The 20,177-nt window shown below is 39.7% G+C and carries 14 protein-coding genes; 6 read left to right on the top strand and 8 right to left on the bottom strand.

All coding sequences use genetic code 11. The features are described 5' to 3' along the window. Positions 1 to 10: 10 nt before the first annotated feature. Positions 11 to 1,501 carry a cytochrome-c oxidase, cbb3-type subunit I gene (ccoN, locus tag L3D27_RS02990; RefSeq protein ID WP_284674172.1) on the bottom strand — a complete coding sequence of 497 codons (1,491 nt, stop codon included), beginning with the start codon at positions 1,499 to 1,501 and terminating at the stop codon, positions 11 to 13. Between the two features lie 780 nt (positions 1,502 to 2,281). Between ccoN and L3D27_RS02985 the strand changes: the two genes are divergently transcribed. From L3D27_RS02985 to L3D27_RS02975, 3 genes are all read left to right on the top strand, one after another. Continuing rightward, complete coding sequence (locus tag L3D27_RS02985) at positions 2,282 to 2,665, top strand: SCP2 sterol-binding domain-containing protein (RefSeq protein ID WP_432481501.1); 384 nt, start codon at positions 2,282 to 2,284, stop codon at positions 2,663 to 2,665. Positions 2,666 to 3,071: 406 nt separating this feature from the next. Continuing rightward, positions 3,072 to 4,427: a cytochrome c oxidase accessory protein CcoG gene (ccoG, locus tag L3D27_RS02980; protein WP_284674561.1), complete on the top strand. Its 1,356-nt coding sequence runs from the start codon at positions 3,072 to 3,074 to the stop codon at positions 4,425 to 4,427. Positions 4,428 to 4,676: 249 nt separating this feature from the next. Further along, on the top strand, positions 4,677 to 5,300 hold the full coding sequence (locus L3D27_RS02975; RefSeq protein WP_284674170.1) for a FixH family protein: 624 nt from the start codon (positions 4,677 to 4,679) through the stop codon (positions 5,298 to 5,300). 176 nt (positions 5,301 to 5,476) lie between these two features. Here the strand turns inward: L3D27_RS02975 and L3D27_RS02970 are convergent, their stop codons facing one another. Together L3D27_RS02970 and L3D27_RS02965 are read right to left on the bottom strand one after the other, a co-directional pair. Continuing rightward, a complete protein-coding gene (locus tag L3D27_RS02970; RefSeq protein ID WP_284674169.1) occupies positions 5,477 to 6,499 on the bottom strand; it encodes a LysR family transcriptional regulator in 1,023 nt (340 codons plus the stop codon). A 65-nt stretch (positions 6,500 to 6,564) separates the two neighbouring features. After that, on the bottom strand, positions 6,565 to 7,074 hold the full coding sequence (locus L3D27_RS02965) for a L,D-transpeptidase (protein ID WP_284674168.1): 510 nt from the start codon (positions 7,072 to 7,074) through the stop codon (positions 6,565 to 6,567). Positions 7,075 to 7,369: 295 nt separating this feature from the next. Here L3D27_RS02965 and argG point away from each other — a divergent pair, with 295 nt between their 5' ends. The 3 genes from argG to rnt all read left to right on the top strand — a co-directional run bounded on the left by argG (position 7,370) and on the right by rnt (position 10,790). After that, a complete protein-coding gene (gene argG / locus L3D27_RS02960) occupies positions 7,370 to 8,710 on the top strand; it encodes an argininosuccinate synthase (RefSeq protein ID WP_432481500.1) in 1,341 nt (446 codons plus the stop codon). Between the two features lie 341 nt (positions 8,711 to 9,051). Next, positions 9,052 to 10,110 carry a dihydroorotase gene (gene pyrC / locus L3D27_RS02955; RefSeq protein ID WP_432481499.1) on the top strand — a complete coding sequence of 353 codons (1,059 nt, stop codon included), beginning with the start codon at positions 9,052 to 9,054 and terminating at the stop codon, positions 10,108 to 10,110. Beyond that, positions 10,110 to 10,790, top strand: a complete 681-nt coding sequence (gene rnt, locus L3D27_RS02950) for a ribonuclease T (protein WP_284674165.1) — start codon at positions 10,110 to 10,112, stop codon at positions 10,788 to 10,790. Before pyrC ends, rnt begins: the two co-directional genes overlap by 1 nt. A gap of 148 nt (positions 10,791 to 10,938) precedes the next feature. Here the strand turns inward: rnt and L3D27_RS02945 are convergent, their stop codons facing one another. The 5 genes from L3D27_RS02945 to L3D27_RS02925 form a co-directional block, all read right to left on the bottom strand. Then, positions 10,939 to 12,246 (bottom strand): TolC family protein, encoded by a 1,308-nt coding sequence (locus L3D27_RS02945; RefSeq protein WP_432481498.1) that lies wholly within the window; start codon positions 12,244 to 12,246, stop codon positions 10,939 to 10,941. An 83-nt stretch (positions 12,247 to 12,329) separates the two neighbouring features. Continuing rightward, entirely contained in the window at positions 12,330 to 13,757 is a 1,428-nt protein-coding gene (locus tag L3D27_RS02940; protein ID WP_432481497.1) for an HlyD family type I secretion periplasmic adaptor subunit, read from the bottom strand. A gap of 46 nt (positions 13,758 to 13,803) precedes the next feature. Continuing rightward, the gene (locus tag L3D27_RS02935) at positions 13,804 to 16,017 is read right to left on the bottom strand and encodes a type I secretion system permease/ATPase (RefSeq protein WP_432481496.1); all 2,214 of its coding nucleotides are present in this window, start codon (positions 16,015 to 16,017) and stop codon (positions 13,804 to 13,806) included. 64 nt (positions 16,018 to 16,081) lie between these two features. Beyond that, positions 16,082 to 18,865: an RTX family hemolysin gene (locus L3D27_RS02930; protein ID WP_432481495.1), complete on the bottom strand. Its 2,784-nt coding sequence runs from the start codon at positions 18,863 to 18,865 to the stop codon at positions 16,082 to 16,084. Between the two features lie 35 nt (positions 18,866 to 18,900). Continuing rightward, positions 18,901 to 19,407, bottom strand: coding sequence for a toxin-activating lysine-acyltransferase (locus L3D27_RS02925; protein WP_019520343.1), 507 nt, complete (start codon positions 19,405 to 19,407; stop codon positions 18,901 to 18,903). Between the last annotated feature and the right edge of the window lie 770 nt (positions 19,408 to 20,177).

The following is a 20,177-nucleotide window of genomic DNA, read 5'->3' as shown; positions in this document are numbered from 1 at the left end:
GATTTTCCCCTTAAGCCTTGATGGTGTCATTATCAAATACTTCATCACGACCTGTGTTTACCTCATCAGGCTTGGCGATTTTTTCAGGAATGCTCGGCATTTTAATGGTCTTATAGCAGTTATAAGCCATCACGAGCATACCTGCAACATACAACGCCCCACCCAATGTACGCACCACGAACGGCCAATGTGATACAACAACGGTTTGGATAAAGTCATAAGCCAAAGTACCATCTGGGTTGGTAGCACGCCACATCATACCTTGAGTAATACCAGAAATCCATAGTGCTACGATATATAGAACCGTACCTGTAGTCGCAAGCCAAAAGTGTACCGTAATAAGATTGGTTGAGTACATTTTTGCTTTGTTCCAAATACGCGGCAATAGCACATAGATAGAACCAATGGTAACCATACCCACCCAGCCAAGTGCTCCAGAATGCACATGACCTACCGTCCAGTCAGTGTTATGGCTGATAGCGTTTACAGCTTTGATAGAAAGCATTGGACCTTCAAAGGTACTCATGGCATAGAAAGAAAGTGCCACAATCAAGAAGCGGATGATTGGGTCAGTACGCAATTTGTCCCAACTGCCTGACAGTGTCAAAACACCATTAATCATACCACCCCAAGAAGGTGCAAACAGGATAAGCGAGAACACCATACCTAAAGACTGAGTCCAGTCAGGTAATGCTGAATAATGCAAGTGGTGTCCGCCTGCCCACATATAAGAAGCAATTAATGCCCAAAAGTGAACAATAGATAAACGGTAAGAATAAACAGGGCGACCAACCTGCACAGGAATAAAGTAATACATCATGCCCAAGAAAGCAGCCGTCAGATAAAAGCCTACCGCATTATGACCATACCACCATTGAACCATCGCATCTGTCGCACCGCCATATAGCGAATATGACTTGAATAGACCTACTGGCACCGCCAAGTTATTCACGATATGAAGTAGTGCAATCGTGATGATAAAGGCGGCAAAAAACCAGTTTGCCACATAGATATGCGCAGTTTGACGCTTAATCAAAGTGCCAAAAAACACAATAGCATAAGCAACCCACACCAATGCAATAGCGATATCAATCGGCCATTCTAGCTCAGCATATTCTTTACTAGAAGTAATGCCCAAAGGCAAGGTAATAACCGCCGAGACAATGATGGCTTGCCAGCCCCAAAATGTGAACCAAGCCAAATATGGAGCGAACAAGCGTGTCTGACAGGTACGCTGAACGATGTAATAAGATGTTGCAAAAAGTGCTGACCCCCCAAACGCAAAAATCACCGCATTGGTATGTAGCGGTCTTAAGCGTCCAAAAGATAGCCAAGATGTATCAAAGTTTAAAGCTGGCCATGCAAGCTGTGATGCGATAAGCACACCCACTGTCATGCCAACGATGCCCCAAAATACTGCCATGATGGTAAAGAAACGCACAATAGTGATTTCATACTCACGGTCAATATTCGGTGCTACTGCTGTATTAGTTAGACTCATTGGATATTTTCCTGTGCAGCCCGATTTGTATAGCGAATTTCATTGCTGATGTTGCTTGATGCTGTCTAATTTATCTTCATCATCAATCAGCCATCAGCGATAAAATCAACGCTTTTTGATTTGTACTTTTATATATTTTAACGCAAAGCAATACAAATATCATCAACTTACAAGCCAGCCAAGATAAAAACCCTTAATTTTTTTAAGGAAAATACAGCAAAGATCATCAAATCTATACAATGTGTATTAGTTATGCTTGCTTGGCTGATGAATTGCTTGGCTTGCATGATTTGGTAGCACTATTTAATATTGTGCAAACCAAACCTATTTTAATTCCATATTGATAATAGGGTATTAACAATACTTCTCAGCTTTTATTATACAACACAAATGTAATTTTTAGGCTATCTTTTGTAAAAATAATTGAATTTTTAGCAAAATTTTGTGATTTTAGGCATTTTTATCCATTTTCAGCCCATCTTGACGGATTTTTTTAAAACAAAAACTTGAATTTAGGGGATATTTGGATGGCAAAATGGTCGGTAATCATGATTTTTGAATAGCCAATGCAAGGTATCTGTCATCTGTCACAAATATTTACAATTTGGTCATCACTTCCTGTACCGCCCTTTGCGTTTGAATTTTATGACATTTAGCCATTTAATTGACGGTTTTTTGATTTATAATACACCCATGATGCACAAGCCAACCCCATGACGCAATCGTTATTTAAAGTTGGCTTGCCCTACTATTTATTTTAAGAATCTTGGAGATGACCCAATGGCACAATTTTTATCACAGGCATGGTTTGATGTTGTAAGCCAACTTAACGCCCAAACTGGTGAACTAAACCTACCACCCACCTTGCAGACACTCATCATTAATATTACCATTGAACAAGACACCTCTGCCCTACTACACCTACAAGATGGTAAAATCCACCAAGGTCATGCAGATCACGCTGTTAGCACCATCAGAATTGACCAACAAACACTTAAAGACATCATACAAACAGGCGACACTAATATTGCCATAGAAGCCTTTATGATGGGCAAAATCCGCATTGATGGCGACATGAGTGCCATCATGTCGTTGCAATCTGCCAAACCAAGCCCTGAACAAAAAGCACTCTTTAAGGAAATTTTAAGCCATACTGAGTTTTAATGACAACTATCCTGTTTTAAGGTTTTATTCAAGTTTTATGCATTTGTCTAGACATAATCCTAAAAACTACTCAAATTTGGGTGTTTTTAGGATTCGGATAAATAGTGTTTCATATTATAAAATAATCAGTCAAAAGTTACGCTTTCTATTTATCAAAAATGCTATAATAACGCCAAGATATAAAAATAAGACCTAAGAACACATCAAGCAATTTTGCTGATTTTATCAACCGATATATTTACAGTCAGCCATACAAGGTGTCTATATGCCAGACTCACAAAACCAGTCAAAGGTGCCAGCCAATCAAGCAGACCAAGCGTCCAAGCCAGCACCCGCAGAACTCACCCCAAAAAAACCAAAAAAACAACGCCCACCTCCAGAAAAAATCATTCCACATTCTAAAGACATGGATGCGACAAAACATCGTGTGCACCCACGCTTTGCCAAGGGTAAATACCAAAATATCCGTCTTGTGGTGATGTATGCGATATTAGTTGGTTTTTTGGTTGCACCTTGGATTCGCTGGAATGGCAGACAGGCGATTTTATTAGATGTGATTGAACCAAGGTTTCATATCTTTGGGGCAACTTTTATGCCACAGGATTTTTATTTCTTTGCATTCGTGTTCATCATTGCTGCCATGACGCTATTTATGGTTACGGTATATGCTGGGCGTGTGTGGTGTGGCTATGCCTGCCCACAGACCATCTATGTACATCTGTATCAGCATATAGAAAAATGGGTCATCGGCGAACGCAATCAACGCATCAAGTTTGACAAAGCACCTTGGAATACTCAAAAAATCCTAAAAACACTGCTTATCCATGGTGTTTGGCTAGTGTTCTCTGCGATTACTGCTTTGACATTCATCGCCTTTATTGTAGGAACAGATTATCTGTTCTTTAATGGGCATACGCCATTTTTTATGGGTTGGGGCAAAATTACTTGGGTGTTTTTTATATTAATCACCTTTGTAACTCAGACCAATGCAGGCTATATGCGTGAACATATGTGTGTACATCTATGCCCCTATGGTCGCTTCCAGTCGGTAATGTTTGACAAAGACACGCTACTGGTCTCCTACGACTACGAACGAGGTGAGCCTCGTGGTGCACGCAAACGAGGTGATCACCCAGAGGGTTATGGCGACTGCGTAGATTGCAGCATGTGCGTTCAAGTATGTCCAACAGGGATTGATATCCGTGATGGATTGCAGGTGGAATGTATTCAGTGTGCTGCTTGTGTTGATGCGTGTAATGAAATCATGGACAAAGTGGGCTATCCTCGTGGACTGATACGCTACACCACCGAGCGACAACTGCTCGAAAAACAAAAAACCAAAGTCATCAGCCCTCGTATCTTTGCCTATATATTTGTACTAGGTGCCGCCATCACCGCAGCGACATTGGTCGCTACAGGTCGTGCACCATTGGAGATGGAAATTCGCCATGACCGCAGACAAATCAGCACTGTCAAGCATGGAAAAGTAGAAAACAGCTATGTCCTAAAAATCGTCAACAAAACAGACGAAAGGCAAATTTACAAGGTACGCCTAGAGCCTACCGAAGGATTGACGCTACAGTCTCGCTTCAAACAAATCCCATTGCAAGCGAATGAGCCGTATGATTTGCCTGTCAGTATCATCGGTGATGCCAATATCATCAAAGCTGGCACAACACCAATCACCATCACGGTCTATACCGAAGATGGCAAATATAGTGCCAGTGCTGATGATAATTTTATCCATCAACCAAAACAATAAACACAGTGCCAGTCATTAAAACCAAGCAAACACTCCAAGTATCTTTCTTGGGGTGTTTTTTGTGGTTGTTGATGAGAGTTAGACAATCATCAAGGATGGATTAGTTTTAGCTAAAGATGCTAGTGCCAATCAGCTTTTAAGATATATTAAGTTTAAACCATCTTACATTTGGAATTTTTAAACTAACAATATTTTGGCTTGATTAAAAATATGCTAAAATAGAGTAAATTTTTTTATAGCCTCATTATCATGAATACCAACCAAAAACAAACATCTCAAAAAGAACCTTGGTACAAAAACCCTTTTATGACTATTTTTGTGGTTGGTCTGCCTGCTTTTGTGGTGGTGGTTTGCCTGTTTTTTATCGGCTATTCCATCAAGATTCAAGACAGTACCGTACGAGATGATTGGTACATGGACGGCAAAACTCTCTATCAAGACGCCACACGAGATAAGCTGGCACATGACCTTGATATCTCTGGTGTGATGCGTTTTGATGGTGATAAGGTTAGGTTTGAACTTCGCTACCCTAAAGACAGCCTACAAAGCGGAAAACTAAAAGACGGTACACCACTACAATACCCAAAACTTCTTGCCGTTAGTATTTCACACGCCACCGATGAGAGTAAAGACAGGGATTTTAGCATCAGACATATCAGCGATAATATCTATGAGGGCAAGGTCTATCTTGATGATACACCTGCCAAATATTACCTACAAGTCAATAATGATGGCATTCACAACTGGCGACTGATTCATGTGCAAAAACTCCCTGCCAAAAATGCCGTCATGGCTCCATTATCTAGCTTTGATGATAATGATGGTGCCTTACCCGACCAAAGAGACAAACGATTTAATCAGCAAAACCAGTAATATTAATAGCAACTTTCATAACAACCATACCATCTTAAAACAGCAAAAATCCAAAAAATAACCATAAAAAACCCAGTAATCAGCTAGGGTTTTTTATGTTTGGTAATGGTTTTATGGCTTGCATCATTCACCCTTTTTTTACCATTTACCTTTTGCATCCTTCATCTTCTTTGTTCTTAAAATCCAAATTTATTATTCAAATCATCAAACAATACATCAGATTGACCGCTTTGGTAATCATCAGCCTTTTCTTCTTCTGCAATAACCTGACGAGCCACATGTAAAATCAACTGTCTTAACCAGCGGTGTGCAGAGTGGTGCTGCAGCAAGGGCGACCATGCCATTGTGAGTTCAAACTCTGGAATAAAGAATGGCGGTTCTTTGACAATAATCTGTGGATTGTTGTGTGCTTGTAGCTTGGCGACACGAGTCGGCAAAGTTGCAATCAAATCTTTATTGGCAGCAAGCATGGCGGGCATCTGATAGTGGCGAGTAAAAACACTAATTCGGCGTTTTTGTCCTAGTCGTTGCAAGGCTTGATCAATAGAGCCTAGACCACCTGATTTTTCAGGATTGACCCCAAAACCCACACCCATGCCTGTCTTAGACACCCAAACATGCTGGGCTTTTAGGTAGTTTTTGAGATTAAATCTGCTCACATATGGACTGTCTGCTGATAACAAACAACTAAAAGTATCACGCCATACCAGTACTTGATGAAAGCTTTGAGGGATTTCATTAAAGCGGTTAATCGCCAAGTCCACACGCCCTTGCTCCATGTCTTGGTAGGACACATCAGATGGAGTTAAAAAGTCCAAAATGACATTCGGTGCTTCGCTACGAAGTGCCTTGACCAAGCGTGGCACTAAAGTCGCCTCGGCATAATCAGAGGTCATGATGCGAAATACTCTAGATGTACTATAAGGGCGAAACTCTGTGCGTGGCTCAAGCAGAGTGCTGACATCAGAGAGAATTTCACGAATGCGTGGCTGTAGTTCGCCTGCTCGCTCGGTAGGGGTCATGCCTTCACTTGAACGCACCAATAGCGGATCATTAAATAAAGAGCGAAGCCTACGCAGAATATTACTCATCGCAGGCTGGGTGATACCAAGCTGTTCGGCAGCACGAGTAACATTCTTTTCTCGTAGCAATACATCAAGATGTACCAGTAGGTTTAAATCAACTTTTTGTAGGTTCATGATTGCCCTTATCATCTTACGATTAAAAACTCATCAGCACACACCCATGTTGTGCCACCTGCTTACTATACAATCAGCACAGGCGTACCCACACCAACCATGTCATATAGTCGCACTACATCACTATTACGCATACGCACACAGCCATGCGACATCGGCACACCCATCGGCTCAGTATCAGGCGTGCCATGTATGTAGATATAGCGTGCGTGCGTATCACAGACCATGCCATCTGCTGTTTTACCCAGATTATACCCATCTTCTGTGCCTTTTAACCACAAAATACGGCTCAAAATCCAATCTCTATCAGAATATGCCCGCCCAAGTTTGTCATCATAAATCTCGCCTGTAAATCGCCTACCAACAAAGACTGCACCAACAGGATATTCACCACCGATTTTATCACTGATTATATGCCTGCCAAGTGGTGTACACCCCGTCCCCTCAAACTGCCCCACTCCATTTTTAGCGGTGGATATGCTAAAGGCACAAACAAGCCCCTTACCCCTAAAAACACTAAGTTTTTGGCAAGTGGTATCAATGTGTAAATGAATGCTGTCTGCGGTTGAATTCATGACCACCTAGATAATAACAATTCAATAAAAATTTCAAGGAGTATTAAGTTAAAAAATGATAGATATTTTATAAAATGTTAGTTTAGCAAATTTTGCCAGATTTTTCCCTATTTTCTTAAGAAATGATGGTAAATTTATCATCTTTTCATGTTTTCTTATCATTTTTTATACTTATTCATGTTTTTACACTTTCTCGTGTAATCAGTAATTTTTTTTTAAAAAATAAAAAACAACCCCAAAAGCCCAGTAAAAGTGCTATAATTTTTGAAATTTTCATTATTTTTTGGAGTTTTTTATGTCAACTACTACTACCATCTTACAGCACCTGCCTGAAGGTCAAAAAGTTGGTATCGCTTTTTCTGGCGGTCTTGATACTTCCGCCGCCTTACTTTGGATGAAGCAAAAAGGTGCTTTGCCATATGCTTACACTGCCAATCTAGGTCAGCCTGACGAGGACGACTACAACGCCATCCCTGCCAAAGCCGAGCAGTACGGTGCAATTAAGGCACGCCTGATTGATTGCCGTATGCAGCTTGCCCAAGAAGGCATTGCCGCCATTGCCTGCGGTGCATTTCATATAACCACAGGCGGAATGCCTTATTTTAACACCACGCCGTTAGGTCGTGCAGTAACAGGCACCATGCTGGTTACTGCCATGCGTGAAGATGAGGTTAATATTTGGGGTGATGGCTCAACTTATAAAGGCAATGACATTGAGCGTTTTTATCGCTATGGTCTGCTTGCCAACCCAGAATTAAAGATTTATAAACCATGGCTTGACCAGTCTTTCATCGATGAGCTTGGCGGCCGAGCTGAGATGAGCCAGTTTTTGATTGATAACGGCTTTGATTATAAAATGAGTAAAGAAAAAGCCTATTCTACCGATAGCAATATGCTTGGAGCTACGCATGAAGCTAAAGATTTGGAATTCTTAAACGCCAGCCATAAGATTGTTGAACCCATCATGGGCGTACGCTATTGGGATGAGAATGTCAAGATTGATGCTGAAGAGGTGAGCGTTACTTTTGAAGAAGGTGTGCCTATTGCCATCAATGGCGAACGCATCAACAATCTTGTTGACCTAATCCTAAAAGCCAACGAAATCGGCGGCCGTCATGGTTTGGGTATGACCGACCAAATCGAAAACCGAATTATCGAAGCCAAATCTCGTGGCATCTATGAAGCCCCTGGCATGGCACTATTACACATCGCCTATGAGCGTCTGGTAACAGGCATTCACAACGAAGACACCATCGAACAATACCGAATCAATGGTCTGCGTTTGGGTCGTCTGCTATATCAAGGTCGCTGGTTTGATAGCCAAGCACTCATGCTAAGAGAAACCGCCCAGCGTTGGGTGGCTCGTGCCATCACAGGTGCAGTAACGCTAGAATTGCGTCGTGGCAACGACTACAGTATCCTAAACACCGAATCTGACAACTTAACCTATCAACCAGAACGCCTATCTATGGAAAAAGTTGAAGATGCAGCATTTACACCACTAGATCGTATCGGACAGCTGACCATGCGTAATCTAGACATCACCGATACTCGCCATAAGCTAGCCATCTATACCCAAACAGGTCTGCTTGGTGTAGGTAGTGGCAATGCTGTGCCGCAACTTGAACAAAAGTAGCCCATTTTCCCCAAAAGCACACACTGATATTGTGTGTGCTTTTTTGTTGACATATTAAATAAATTTATACCAACGAAAAGTACCACGCACCCAGATGCAGATGCTACCCTGCCTTGGATAATACAAATGGCATAAAAATGGTTACAACCTTTTGAGTATCACAAAAAATCAATGACTTGTCTTTTGTAACGCAAGTATCATTTATGTACTCACACAGTCATGCAACTTGCAAAATATACCACAAATGTTCGTACACCCCACCCATTTCATGCTAAAATACCAAATATTAACAATAAGTAGTCATTATCATTCATCATTAGTCAGTCAATAACGAACCAGCCATGACCACACTTACCCTGATTCAGCCAGACGATTGGCACATTCATCTGCGTGATGGTGATGCTTTACGCACTACCGTACCGCACGCCGCCACAAGTTTTAACCGCATCATCTGCATGCCAAACCTTGTGCCACCCATCAAGACAACCGCAGACGCCATTGCCTACCGAGAGCGGATTTTGACTGCTTTGGCAAAGGCGGACATCAGCAAAACTCGTAAAGACCAATTTGACCCACGCATGGTGCTATATCTGACCGATCAGACCACGCCTGATGAAATTGAGCGTGCCAAAGTCTCAGGCGTGGTGCAAGCCGTCAAGCTTTATCCTGCAGGAGCAACCACCAACTCATCAGATGGCGTTACTGATATTTTGGGGCGAGCGGTTGTATTTGAAGCCATGCAAAAACACGGCATTCCATTACTGGTGCATGGAGAGGTTACTCATAGCGATGTGGATATCTTTGATCGTGAAAAGCGTTTTTTGGACGAGATTTTATCCGTCATTATCAAACATTTTCCTGAGTTAAAAATCGTCATGGAGCACATCACCACTGCCGATGCTGCTGATTTTTGCTTGGCACAAGACAAGCACATCGCAGCGACCATTACACCTCAACATTTATTATTTAATCGCAATCATCTACTCGTTGGCGGTGTTAAACCACACTTTTATTGTTTACCGATTTTAAAGCGAGCAAAGCATCAGCAACGCTTGTTAGAAGTTGCTACCTCTGGCAATCCCAAATTTTTCTTGGGTACAGACTCTGCACCTCACGCTACCCACACCAAAGAGTCCGCTTGTGGCTGTGCTGGCTGCTATTCTGCCGTACACGCTCTACCACTTTATGCCACCGCCTTTGAAAGCGTAGGGGCTTTGGATAAACTAGAAGGCTTTGCCAGTCGTTTTGGGGCTAGCTTCTATGGCTTGCCCATCAATACCAGCACCATTACTCTAGTTAAACAAGAACAAACCGTCACAGAGTCCTATGACTACTTAGATGGCAAGACGCTTACGCCACTATTGGCAGGTCAGACCCTAGCTTGGAGACAGGTGTTGTGATGACAAAGTTCGCCAATAAACCAACAACCCTAAAAGAGCGTTTTCGTGGTTTTATGCCTGTGGTGGTTGATGTTGAGACTGCAGGCTTTAACGCTCAAACAGACGCCCTGCTTGAGATTGCTTGCATTCCCATCTTGATGGATGATACAGGCAATCTGTATCAAGGCGAGCCACTAAACGCCCATATTGAGCCATTTGCTGGAGCGAACCTTGAGCCTGCCGCCTTAAAATTTACAGGCATCAATCCTGATAGTCCCTTTCGCAAGGCAATCAGCGAGAATGAAAAAATCGCCCTAAGACGCATTTTTAAAGCACTTAAAGAAGTTCGTAAGCAGTTTGATTGCCGTCAGTGTATCTTGGTGGGGCATAATGCTCATTTTGACCTTACCTTCTTAAATGCCGCCATCGCCCGCACCAATAGCAAAAATCATTCGCCCTTTCATGCGTTTAGCGTACTAGACACAGCAAGCCTATCCGCTTTGGCATACGGTCATACAGTACTAGCAAGGACTTGCGTCATGGCAGGCATTGACTTTGATAATAATCATGCCCACTCAGCATTATACGACACTCAAAAAACCGCCGAGCTATTTTGTAAAGTATTTAATGAGTTGCCCATGCTGACCGCCATGCCAAGCGTTGATGCTGAAATAGAATCGGCAGAAACAAGCGAATCATAATATTAATAATACATCATGCCATTAATTTGGTATGATGTATTATGAAAAACGCAAAATAATTATGTTTTGTTTACAATCTAAAATCACCAAAACGCAGATTTTATCTTTTAGTACACCCTTGGCTTAATTCAAAGTTTAGCCAATTCGATCAAATAATGTTTATATTCTCTTCCAACTCTAAACCACTTTCTTTAATAAGTGTGAGGTAAGCCATCAAGAATTTATATTTAGTCTCTGCAAGTTTTTGCTCTGCCTCTGTTACTCCCTGCCTAGCCTGTATTACCTCCAAATGGTTTCTTATGCCGTATATTTGTCCTGTTTCAGTTGATTTGAGTTGGAGTTGTCTGCTTTTAAGTACGCGTTCTTGTGCAAGAATTTGATGGTACATAGCATTACTTTCAGCATAAGCTTGGCGTATTGCCAGTTTAATTTGTCTCTCCATAGCAACTAATTGAGCATAGGTTGCCTCATATTGATTCATTGCTTCACTTATTTTACTATTTAGGTCTCCACCTGCGAACAAAGGAATATGAAACTGCAATTGTATTGTAGCATTTCTTTGTTTATCATCAGCTTTGTAGTTATTGGGAGATGATACATCTTGATATTTAATCTGCCCTTTGAGTGTAGGTAAACGATTATTTTTAGCAGCTTTAACAGCCTCTTCTTGGCTGTTAACAGCATATTTTTGTGCTAAATACCTATGATTATTCTCCAAAGCAATCGATTGCCATTCATCTAGGCTATATTTTTTAATCTGTAAAAGATAATCATCAATTTGATCAAGGATAGAGATAGGCTCAATTTGTTTACTATCCAACCCTGTATAATTATTAAGCTGATTTTCCAAAATTTGTCTTTTTGCAATTGCGGCAATCTCTTGTGCTACAGCATTGTCATAACCCGCTTGAGCTTCGTGTATATCTAGTGCTGTAGCAACACCTTTGTCAAATAATGCCTGAGCACGCCTAACCTGTTGTTCATAAGATATTTTTTCTGCTGTATAAGCAATGATTGTTTCATTACTAAGTAACAAATTAAAATAATTCTCTGCCACATTGTATAATAGTTGCTCTTTAGCATCACTATAATTTTTCTCAGCCACCTTACTATTGTAGATACTTTGACGATATTTGGCAATCTCACTTCCATCAAATAAAGTTTGACTAAGCTGTAAATCCCAACCATAATTTTCTTTAATAGAAGTCGAAGAATGAGGTTGATTCTGATAATTGATATTCCCAGAAAGATGTGGATAGAAAACTGATTTGGCCTGCCGTTGTTTTTCTTGAATAACATTTTTTTGATAAAACGCCTCCTGATAATCTGCAGAATTTTGTTGTGCAGCAAACCACGCTTCTTGCAAATTAAACGCATAAGTAGGAGAACTATTCATAAAAAAGAGTAAAGAAAGTGAATAAGGATAAACATACTTTTTCATTTTTATATTTCTCATGGTTTCTCTGGTTGATTCGGATGCTTTTAACAATTCTTATTACAATACTCAGTTTATCAAATTAAATAAAAGTGCAGGAAAAATTAACGCTCACGAAAACTTTCATCAACTTTTGTCTGCAATGGACTTAACATATAATCCAAAACACGGCGTTTACCCGTTTTAATTTCAGCAGTAACATTCATCCCTGGTGTTAAGTTGATTGTTACCCCATCTATATTTAATGTGCTTTTATCAAGAGCAACAAGTGCAGTATATACCAATCCTAAATGTTGGTGTTCTACGGCATCATGGCTAATGCTTTTGATTTTGCCTGTCAAATAACCATAACGCGTATAAGGAAAACTCTCAACTTTGACAATAACATCCTGACCAACCTTTACAAAGCCGATATCTTTATTTAGCACCAATACCTCTACTTCCACTTGATTGTCATTAGGCACCACAACCATGATTTTTTGTGCTGCTTGTACGACTCCACCTAAAGTGTAAGTTGCTAACTCTTGTATGGTACCATTAACAGGCGATTTAATACTTAGCAATTTCTGACGCTGCTTAGCTTTATTAGTTTGACCAGTGTATTGATTAATTTGCTCATTGGTTTGACGCAAAGATTCTAATGTATCGCGTTTTAGATTTTGAGTATATAACATACGGTTTTGTTCAGCTTGCATGATTGCAGCTTGTATTTTTTGAATCTGACTACGCGTACTTTGTAAATCATTCTGATTGCTAAGTAATTTACTTTCTTGCTCCAGATAGGCATGCTCGGATATAAAGTTCTCTGCTTTAAGCTTTCGATAGTCATCAGTCTTTTGGCGTTCAATTGCACCAACCGCAACCAACTTTTGTTCTTGAGATCGGGCAGACTGTAATTCCGCCTGATGCCCCTTTAAGATTAATTTTAATTGTTCATCTTGTGCCAACCATGCTTGATATTGATTTTGGGCCAAAGTTTGGGCTTCATTAATTTCCGATTCTAAAATATTTAAAGACTTTGCATATGCTAAATCAATCTTAGGACTGATACGGTGATTCAATGCTGATAAAATTGCTTCAAGGCGTAGTTTGGATAATTGTGCTGATTGCAAGGCTTTTTCGGACTGATCGACATCACTATCTGAACCAACCGCCACCAAATCTACCAATACCTCTCCTTGCTGAACATTCTGACCATCACGCACATACACAGCTTTAACTATGGCTGTTTCCAAAGATTGAATAGTTTTACTACGACTACCTGAAGAAATTTTTCCCGAAGCTGTGGCAACAATATCAATCCGTCCAACCCAAGACCATAGCAAAGCAAATAGGGCGAATATCATGATTATTCTAGCTGTCCACTTAGAAGAGCTGGATACAGGTGTGTCAGTGAGTTCTAGATGTGCAGGAAGAAAAGCGAGTTCTTCTTTAGTACGCTTAGGAGGGGTTAGTTGGTCTCGCACTGCCCATGTATTTCGCCAAACGGTCACATAACGAATAAAAAAATCTTTAAGTGCTTGTATAAACATGAATTATTTTCCTTGAATGTTTAATAATAGCATTAATAGAACAAACTTATCCATTCTGCAAATCATATAAATAACGATAGTAACCATCTTCTTTTTGCAACAATTCTTGATGTGTACCCTGCTCCACAATCTTCCCTTTGTCCATCGCAATAATGCGATGTGCCATTTTTACAGTAGATAGGCGATGTGCAATAATTAAGACTGTTCTATCTTGACAAATTGCCTGCATATTTTGCATGATGGCTCTTTCCGACTCATAGTCTAATGCACTGGTAGCTTCATCAAAAATCAAAATACGCGGATTTGTAATTAAAGCACGCGCAATAGCGATACGCTGGCGTTGTCCACCTGACAAGCCTGCACCTTGCTCTCCAACAATCGTATCATAACCCTCAGGCAATTCCATAATAAAGTCATGTGCCCCAGACATCTTGGCAGCCTGGATAATAAACTCTAATGACATGCCCGTATCAGTTAGGGCAATGTTATCTCGAATACTACGATTGAGTAACACATTTTCCTGCAAAACAACACCCACTTGGCGACGCAGCCAAGCGGGATCAGCTAATGCCAAATCGTTTCCATCAACTAATATTCGCCCATTTTCTGGTACATATAAACGCTGTACTAATTTTGTCAATGTTGATTTACCTGAACCAGAGCGTCCTACGATACCTAGTATCTCTCCAGCGTTAATCTGTAAATTTAAATTCTGTAATATTAAATGCCCATCTATTTTGTAGCGAAAATCAACATTTTCAAATGTAATATCACCCTTAATATCAGGCAAAGTTAAGCGAGATGTAGAATGCTCAGTTGGATTATTTAAAATATCACCCAATCTCGCCACTGAAATACCTACTTGCTGAAAATCTTGCCATAGCTGTGCCAGGCGAATAACAGGAGCGGCCACCTGACCTGCCAGCATATTAAATGCTATTAATTGACCTACCGATAGCTTGCCTTCAATTACCAATTTTGCACCAATCCATAGAGTTGCCACAACAACCATCTTTTGAATGAGTTGTACTCCTTGCTGCCCAACCATTGCCAACTTAGCTACCCGAAAACTAGAAACCACATAAGCTGCTAATTGATTATCCCAGCGACGGGTCATTTGAGGTTCAACCGCCATTGCTTTTACCGTACCAACCGCAGTAATACTTTCCACTAAAAAAGATTGATTATCTGCATTGCGTGCAAATTGATCATTTAGTCGAGTGCGTAAAATTGGGCTAATAAAGGCAGACCAAAACGCATATATTGGTAATGATGCCAAAACTACCAGTGTTAAAGTAGGGCTGTAATACCACATTACAAACAAGAATATAAAAGAAAACACCAAATCTAAAACTGAAGTGAGAGCTTGACCAGTTAAGAAATTGCGGATATGTTCCAGCTCCCGTATGCGTGCAACCGTATCACCCACCCTTCTGCTTTCAAAATAAGCAAGTGGTAAAGCGAGTAGATGACGAAATAATCGTGCTCCTAGCTCTACATCAATTCGAGAGGTTGTATGAGCAAAAATATAAGTGCGTAGACCACTTAAAATGACTTCAAATAAACTTACTACCAATAAGGCAATCGCTACCACATCCAGAGTAGAAAAACCACGATGCACCAATACCTTATCCATCACAACCTGAAAAAACAATGGCGTAATCAGAGCAAAAATCTGTAGCACCACTGAAATAATAATAACTTCAAAAAAAATATAACGATATTTGATTACCGCAGGAATAAACCAAGTAAAATCAAATTTAGCCAATGAACCCAATATTGACGCACGGGAAGTTACTAGCATTAACTTACCAGAATATCTTTCAGAAAACTCACTTGCATCTAATATCATAGGACGATTTTCGATCAAATCATAGATGAGATATTTTGCAGCAGATCCCACCCCATCAATTTTAGTTAGTATAAAATGAGAGTTTAAATTTTGATCTAAATCGGGCTTATTATCACACCACACCAAAGCAGGAAGTGTTATCATTGACAATCGAGCTAAAGGCTGTTTTATAATCTTTACCTTTAATTCCAATTTCTTTGCTGCCAACATCCATTCAATTTCATTCAGGTCTCCTTTTGTATTATCAGAAAACTGATGCATAATGTCTGCTGGACTTGCAGAAATACCATAGTATTTGGCAAGGATAACCAGAGCAGATAGAGCAGGTTGTTGAGCATAATCTATCATAACTAAATTACTATTAAGGGTTTGTAAATTAAGTCTAATTAAAGAAGCATCACCACCCATATCACTAGTTTCATAATCTATAACCAATGATATGGGTGGTGATATTGTCTAGTAAATTAAATCACTAAACACTTGGAGCTAAAATACCATGAACCGGTTGTGTAGTTGGTTGCAGGGCATTGGAGCTCACAGGATTCTCTGTACCAAATAACGCCATTGAGCCAATTAGCTTATTTAAACTGCTTGCAATGTCCGATACAGATATCTCTTGACTCTTATTTTTGTTTGCAAGCTCTTGCAATTGTTGAGATGTGATTTTCTCACCAACTTGTTTGTCTTCCAAAAGGCTATCAATTTGCTCAGAGGTAATATAAGTACCATCTTTGCCAATAAGGTGCTCAATTTTGTTATCAGTTTTATGACCGTAGTAATTCACCAATTTGGATGTAATGTACCAATTTGATATATTAATACTACCCGAATTATCATTGCGCTTAATCAATATACCTTCTTTAGTACGCTCAATAGTTAACTCTGATAAATTAGCATCTGCGAATGCCAATTTATCATTACCTTTAGCATCGTACAGCGTATCATTCCCATCCCCTTTTCGAACAATGTATACATCATCGCCAGCACCGCCATTTAATACATCATCGCCAGCACCACCATCAAGTAGATCATTTCCATCATCACCTAAAAGTTGATCTGCACCTTTGCCACCAAATAAACGGTCATCGCCAGCACCACCATCAAGTAGATCATTTCCATCTCCACCGTGGAAGATATCAGTGAATTTGGAGCCGTTGAAGTTATCATTAAATTGAGAGCCAATTATTTCTTCTACGGATTTTAATTGATCAGTAGACTTATACCCATATCCAACTTGTCTCAATTCATAATCACGATACTCAAGAGTCTCTGTGCGTTTACCTACCGCAGTATCTTGGCGTTTCACAACTTCATGATAAATATCACCTTTAGCCACTGTACGATTAACGATATAGCTGCCCATTTCAGTTGCATGTGTGCCGTCTACGATAATATTACCCAAGCCACCATCTTTGCTATATAAAACACGATCGTGTCCGGCTCCACCGTCCACATTCATTTTACCTTGCCCAGCAAAGATATCATCGTTACCAGCACCAGCATTTACAATCAGCTCAATTTCCTCTACAGTTTCCTGCTCATTAATACGCTGAATAACTTTAGAGAAGTCTAATTTAGAGCTTGCCTCACCATCAGTGATCTGCCAATTTTTAACACGCTCAAATTTCAATTTATTGATATAAGAATATTTACCATTACTTATGCGTTCGCGAGATTCTTTACCTGCACTTAATAATGGTGAAGTAAAGTGTAATGCTTGAGTTTTCTTGCCATCTGAATTACTGATGTCTACAATTCCAGTCTTGGCATCTAATGTAATATTAACACCGGCCTCCACTTTTTTACCATCTTCAAAAGCATCTACATAAGCTTTTCCGCTCTCAACTTTCTCTCCCAACTTGGTAATACCTGCCAACTCACCGATATTATTATCCCAGCGTTGTTGTGTAATAGCAATAACACGCTCAGCTTCCAACTCTTTATTTAGCTCAGACAAAAATTGTAAGTTATTAGCCAAATAAGCAGCATAACGAGAGTCATAACCTTTATCAAAATAGTTCCGACCACCATTTTGCTTTTCCCACTCTAGAATTCTACCTTGCAAACGATTCGCAACACTTTCAAACATTGCTTGCTTAGATGCCTCTAGAATACCAGAGATTAATCCCGTTACTCCAGCGACCAATAGGGCAATAGGTGCACCAACAGCAGATCCTACAGCAGCGGCAGAAACACCCGCAGAAACTGCACCTAATGCCGTATTAATTGTAGTTAACGAAGCTTCAATAGTGCCTGCACCACGCTGATATTCAGCCAATAGATGGTCTCCATCATAGCCGAATTTTTGGAATTGTTTTGCAAATTCATCAAGAGCATTGGCATGGTTAAATTTATCCGCCGCATTCACAAATGCCAAAGGACTAATTGCCAACATAATTGATGAGGTGATTAAAGCAGCAACTGCGCCGGTAGTTGATAGACCAGCAGCAACGCGTTGTGCTAAAACATATGAAGAAATTGCTTTTGTTACATTACCAACAACTTGATTGCTTAACTCAAAACCTGCAGCCACTTTTTTACCAGTTGATGCATCTTTATCCGCCAAAACAAAACCTGAAGAAATACCTGATAACAAACCAGTAATCACTTCCAAACCAACACTGGTTTTAGAGAAATTTAAGTTTTGCAACTTATTTCCTAAGCCAGAGAAACCCTTAGCCTGCGATATAGTGGAGCCTAGCTTTGCCAGCTGTGCAGAAAATACCTCAACTGTTTGAACGCTACTAGATAGGTTGCCAACCACTTCATTGATCAATTCAATACTGGCTTTCGCTAAATCAGTAGGTGCAGCATCGCCTTGCTTGATCAAAGAATCAAGTTCCATGCCCGCCAAAGCAGTACCCAAGAAAGAACTGAGGGTTGCCAACACACTACTTGCATCTCCTAATTGATGATCAATATTCTCTGCACTTTTCAGTCCTTGTGCCAACTTATTGGCAGAATGTTTTTTTAAGAGTTCATCTAGTTTTGTTGCAGAGATAGCAACACCGGTTTGTGTAAGAGAGAGTAGCTGATTTGCCGTATCAATAGATTTTTTTGCTGTTTCAGTGTGATTAGGCTCTTCTGCCAAACGAGCAATTCCTAACTCATCGGCAGCTTTGATGAAGTTATTTAAGCTCCCTTCCTTTTGCAGATCATAGTCCTTAGGAATGGCCAAATAAAGACTTTTTAGTCCAGACTTAGTGGAGCTTAAACTGGCTTGAATATTAGTTTTAATTACATTTATTTTAGACATGGCTATTTACCCTAATTGTTTTAAAAAGGTTTGAATTAATTATCTTTAGATATAATAAAATTATTTTGAGTTGATAGTTTGCTCATCAGATCTTCGTGGTATTGTGCAAACATTTTTGAGGCCAACTTTGGATCAACAGATTTTCCATGGAATTCAGTTATCTTACCATGCGACGAATTTTCTTCCACACGGATAGCTCTAAACAATTCATCTGCAAACAACTCTCTCATGTGTTTTGTCAGTCTCAGACTATCGCCAAATGGGGTAATCCAGTCAATAAACCAGTTTCGGTTACCCGACTGCCAATCTTCCAACTTAAGAGAGGTAACATCGTTAATATATTTAACCTCGTTTTCCAAACTAAGCTTAGCCCAACTACAATATGCTACAGGCATATTATCTCTTCTTAGCAGTACATACTGCTTCGTTTCAATTGCTGGAATAACATTTGTTGTTAAGAGAGAAAGCGTCCAATTCTTATGCAAATTAGAATTAGCCCACAGCCAAGTAATCGCTCCAAGTTCTGTAAAATTATCATTCATGAGTATTCAACTCTCTAAGTTTTTTAAATTAAGTAACTCAAATAGATTTATACATTAACTTCAGCTCAACACAATTTGATACCCCCTAAACCAAAGAATCATAATACCAATTTAATTCAAAATATCATTTAACATTACTTTGGTACAGAACGAGCAACCTATCAGCATATGTTTACCCACGCCAAGGAGTCTATACCAAGCGATGGAAAGCCAAAATAATCCCAAAAAAACTTATAACAGCCTTAAACTACCGCCAAAAATACCAAGGTTCATTCATCCAAGCTAGGACTTTGGGATTAACGAAAGTACGGCATACAAAACCATCATATAGATAGAAAGCATACCGAATAAGCATAAAAGATTTTGCACAACTCATCAAAAGTCATTATGGACAGACACTAATATTGACACCGTGCTAATTGATGCAACCAAAACATCCTTTAGACAGCTTAAAATAGTAAGGCGAAAAGAGTCATCAAACCATAAAGATTCAAATGGTCACATTTGAGTGCATTCTGACTATCAAGACATTCAAGAATACAATGCCAAAAGCCAGTTACTAAAGAAAAACATCAGTCTACTCAATAAGGCAGATAAAAAAGCCAATCATAAATTATCTGTCAAACATATTTTAATGAGCATTTACTGGTTAAATTAAACGCTTTTAAAAATTGTCTTGCCGCAATCGTAGAGAGCAATTTAAAAGTAAATCTAATTTTTGAGATTTATCATTTTTAATTGAGTTAAAAAAGTATTTAATGGAATTATTT

This window comes from Moraxella sp. ZY200743 (assembly GCF_050885545.1).
Classification (GTDB): Bacteria; Pseudomonadota; Gammaproteobacteria; order Pseudomonadales; family Moraxellaceae; genus Moraxella; species Moraxella haemolytica.
Note: the sequence above shows the minus strand (reverse complement) of the source record. Positions and strands in the feature narration are given on the sequence as shown.